This window comes from Flavobacterium sp. (assembly GCF_028712645.1).
Taxonomy (GTDB): Bacteria; Bacteroidota; Bacteroidia; order Flavobacteriales; family Flavobacteriaceae; genus Flavobacterium.
The window spans coordinates 1-3445 of sequence record NZ_JAQTPQ010000320.1 but is presented as its reverse complement, the minus strand read 5'-3'; the positions used below and the strand labels follow the sequence as shown (position 1 = coordinate 3445).

Here is a 3445-nt window from a genome sequence, read left to right as displayed (position 1 = left end):
ATTTAAAAATAACAGCGCAAAGCTCAAATTCTATAACTTTTAATTGGAATCTAAATAATACCTCTGGACCTTATAAATTCCAGAGAAGGATAATAAATACAGATGGGGTTACGTTCGGACCATGGGTAACTGAAAGAAGTGATATTTATGGACCACCATATATTTCTACCGGGCTTATAACCAACAGATCCTATCAGTTTAGGGTAGGTATAGTCTGTACAGGTTTAAACGGAATCTCAACTGACCTTTGGAGTGAAATCATAGGAAGAAAGTTGGTGCCACTTTCAGATGATTGTATTGCTCCAACAAATCTTAGGGTATCATCCGCAAAAAGTACGACTTCTGTAATCGGTAATTATTTAATTCTTGTGTGGGACGACACTACTCCATTTGGGAATTATATTTTTCGGAGCAGTATATTAAGTACAGATGGGGTTACTTGGGCGCCATGGAAAACAGAAAGAATGTTTTCTGGACCAGGTTTTATTGCTATGAACCTTAAAATTGGCAGAATCTACCGGTTTCAGGCGGGGATAACCTGTACAGCTACAAATGGAAAAGCAATTGATATTTGGGGTTATTCAATATTAAAAAAGGTAACGTCAGATCTAGTTAATTCATCTAAATTGGGTGTCTCCAACATTGAAGCCATGTATTCAAAAAAAGACACATTATCTGGAAGTAATGTAACAAGCGGTAAGGAAGTCAATGAAACTGTTGCAATTCAAAATGAGAAGATAGAAGCTATTAATGGAGTAAAACTTTCTCCAAATCCAGTATCAAATAGGGTTACAGCATATTTTAATACGAAGGAAAACGGGCAGAGTATCATTACGATCCTGAACACGACAGGCCAGAAAGTGCTTAGTAAACAAATAACAACTATGAAAGGTGCTAATAGCAACGAAATAGATATCAGCTATCTTGCCAATGGTATTTATACTGTTACTGTGCAAACGGACAATATTGTTAAAACAGCCAAATTGGTGGTTGAACATTAACCAATTTAATAGACAGAAAAAGAAGATGCACTAATCAACATCTTCTTTTTCTTAAATTATTTAATGAAATGCGAAAAGGAATGCAGCCAAAATTACCCTGATTTAAAGTGATTTTTCTTTGTGTAACTTTAAATTTTGAAAGTTATCACAGGTTTTATGTGTGATTTACTAGATATTCTCCTATACTTCCATTATAGAAATGTGCCAATCCAGTTCTGACATGGGTACACATTCCTATTAAATCTACCTCTACACTGTTGGCAAAATTTATAATTTCGCTTTCAATATTGATGTCGTTATAAATGTGTGAGGAATAGTTTTCTATGTCGAAATTAGCTATAAAATCAGACATTATTTTTTCAGCATTAGCCGTAATCTTGAAACTACGTAGGAGTACAAAGCATTACTAAAAACAGATTTGAATCAAAAAATTTGCAAATTGAATCATTTTTAGGAAAGGTTTTCGAGTTTCTTTTGAAAAATCTGAAGCAAAGATAAAATTATTTGTTTTAAGCTCTTTCGTCTCTTTTTTTATGACTAAAACAGGAATGTTTGAGAATCGAACCGTTTTTTCGGGTAATTTGTGCAGCAACTTTTAGAGCTTCTTCTGAATATTCAGAAAAATCAACTAGTATTAAAATCCGTTTCATAATTAAAAATTTTTGAAATTATTTGATAAACAGAACATAATATTCGGGAGATTAAGTCTTCAAACTTTTTTTAACATAAAACAATCATTTTTGTTTTACAAAAAAAACACTATATTTGCACAGTTATTTAATAAAAAACTAGATAATGAGGCACGCATTGCGTGCCTCTTTTCATAAAAATTATGACATTTAAAGAAAAAGTTAACGAATTATTGATTGCAGGATTAGAAGAGAAACCCTTTATTTTCCTGATAGATTTAACAATTACAGATAATTTTAAAATTATCGTAACTTTAGATGGAGATAATGGTGTGGCTTTGCAGGATTGTATTGATATTAGTCGTGCTATAGAACATAATTTAGATAGAGAAGAACAGGATTTTTCTTTAGAAGTAGCATCAGTAGGCGTTGGATCACCATTAAAAATGATTCGTCAATACAAAAAAAACGTTGGCAGAACATTAATAGTAAAATTAGCAACCCAAACAATTGAAGCAGAATTAGTTGAAGCTAATGATAATTTTATAATTTTGTCGTGGAAAGCAAGAGAACCAAAAAAAGTAGGAAAAGGAAAAGAAACGGTTCAAAAAACACAAGAAATACCTTATACAGAAATAAAAGAAGCAATTGTTACAGTAACATTTTAATTAATTAGTTGGCATGGAAAATTTAGCATTAATCGATTCATTTTCAGAGTTTAAAGACGATAAACTTATTGATCGTGTAACGCTTATGGCGATATTAGAAGATGTATTTAGAAATGCATTGAAGAAAAAATTTGGATCAGATGACAATTTTGATATTATCATTAATCCTGATAAAGGCGATATGGAAATCTGGAGACGTAGAGTTATTGTAGCCGACGATGATTTAGATTTAGAAAATGAAGAAATTACATTAACCGAAGCCAGAAAAATAGAACCTGATTTCGAAATTGGAGAAGAAGTTTCAGAAGAAGTTAAGCTAATCGACCTTGGAAGAAGAGCCATTTTAGCTTTACGCCAAAACCTAATTTCTAAAATTCACGAACACGACAACACAAATCTATATAAACAATTTAAAGATTTAATAGGCGAAATATATACTGCCGAAGTACATCATGTTCGTCCAAGAGTTGTAATTTTGATTGACGATGAAGGAAACGAAATTGTTCTTCCAAAAGAAAAACAAATTCCATCAGACTTTTTCAGAAAAGGAGACAATGTTCGAGGAATCATTGAAAGCGTTGAATTAAAAGGAAATAAACCTCAAATAATTATGTCAAGAACTTCAGAGAAATTCTTAGAAAAATTATTCGAACAAGAAATTCCAGAAGTTTTCGACGGATTGATAATGGTTAAAAAAGTAGTAAGAATTCCAGGCGAAAAAGCAAAAGTCGCTGTTGATTCATACGATGATAGAATCGACCCAGTAGGAGCTTGTGTAGGAATGAAAGGTTCTCGTATTCACGGAATTGTTCGCGAATTAGGAAATGAAAACATAGATGTTATCAATTATACCACTAACATACAATTGTATATTACAAGAGCATTAAGCCCTGCAAAAGTCTCTTCAATTAAAATTAATGAAGAAACAAAAAGAGCTGAAGTTTTCTTGAAATTAGAAGAAGTTTCTAAAGCAATTGGTAGAGGAGGTCACAATATTAAATTAGCAGGTCAGCTAACAGGTTACGAGTTAGATGTTATTCGTGAAGGAGATGTTGCTGGTTCTACATCTGATGATGATGATGTTGAATTAACAGAGTTTTCAGACGAGATTGAAGACTGGGTAATTGAAGAGTTTGCGAAAATTGGT

5 protein-coding genes are annotated in these 3445 nt (G+C 32.2%); 3 read left to right on the top strand and 2 right to left on the bottom strand.

Features of this window, described 5'->3' with window-relative positions; translation table 11 throughout:
• Window positions 1–1001 (top strand): T9SS type A sorting domain-containing protein (locus PHC28_RS17125; protein ID WP_300103428.1); only part of this gene is annotated, 1001 nt, incomplete at its 5' end.
• Window positions 1002–1155: 154 nt separating this feature from the next.
• Here the strand turns inward: PHC28_RS17125 and PHC28_RS17120 are convergent.
• Together PHC28_RS17120 and PHC28_RS17115 are read right to left on the bottom strand one after the other, a co-directional pair.
• Window positions 1156–1353, bottom strand: a complete 198-nt coding sequence (locus PHC28_RS17120; protein WP_300103426.1) for a universal stress protein — start codon at window positions 1351–1353, stop codon at window positions 1156–1158.
• 157 nt (window positions 1354–1510) lie between these two features.
• Window positions 1511–1651 (bottom strand): hypothetical protein, encoded by a 141-nt coding sequence (locus PHC28_RS17115; protein ID WP_300103424.1) that lies wholly within the window; start codon window positions 1649–1651, stop codon window positions 1511–1513.
• Between the two features lie 182 nt (window positions 1652–1833).
• On the opposite strand from PHC28_RS17115, the gene rimP reads away from it, so the two are divergent.
• Together rimP and nusA are read left to right on the top strand one after the other, a co-directional pair.
• Window positions 1834–2298 carry a ribosome assembly cofactor RimP gene (rimP, locus tag PHC28_RS17110; RefSeq protein ID WP_300103422.1) on the top strand — a complete coding sequence of 155 codons (465 nt, stop codon included), beginning with the start codon at window positions 1834–1836 and terminating at the stop codon, window positions 2296–2298.
• Window positions 2299–2311: 13 nt separating this feature from the next.
• Window positions 2312–3445 (top strand): transcription termination factor NusA (gene nusA, locus PHC28_RS17105; protein ID WP_300103420.1); only part of this gene is annotated, 1134 nt, incomplete at its 3' end.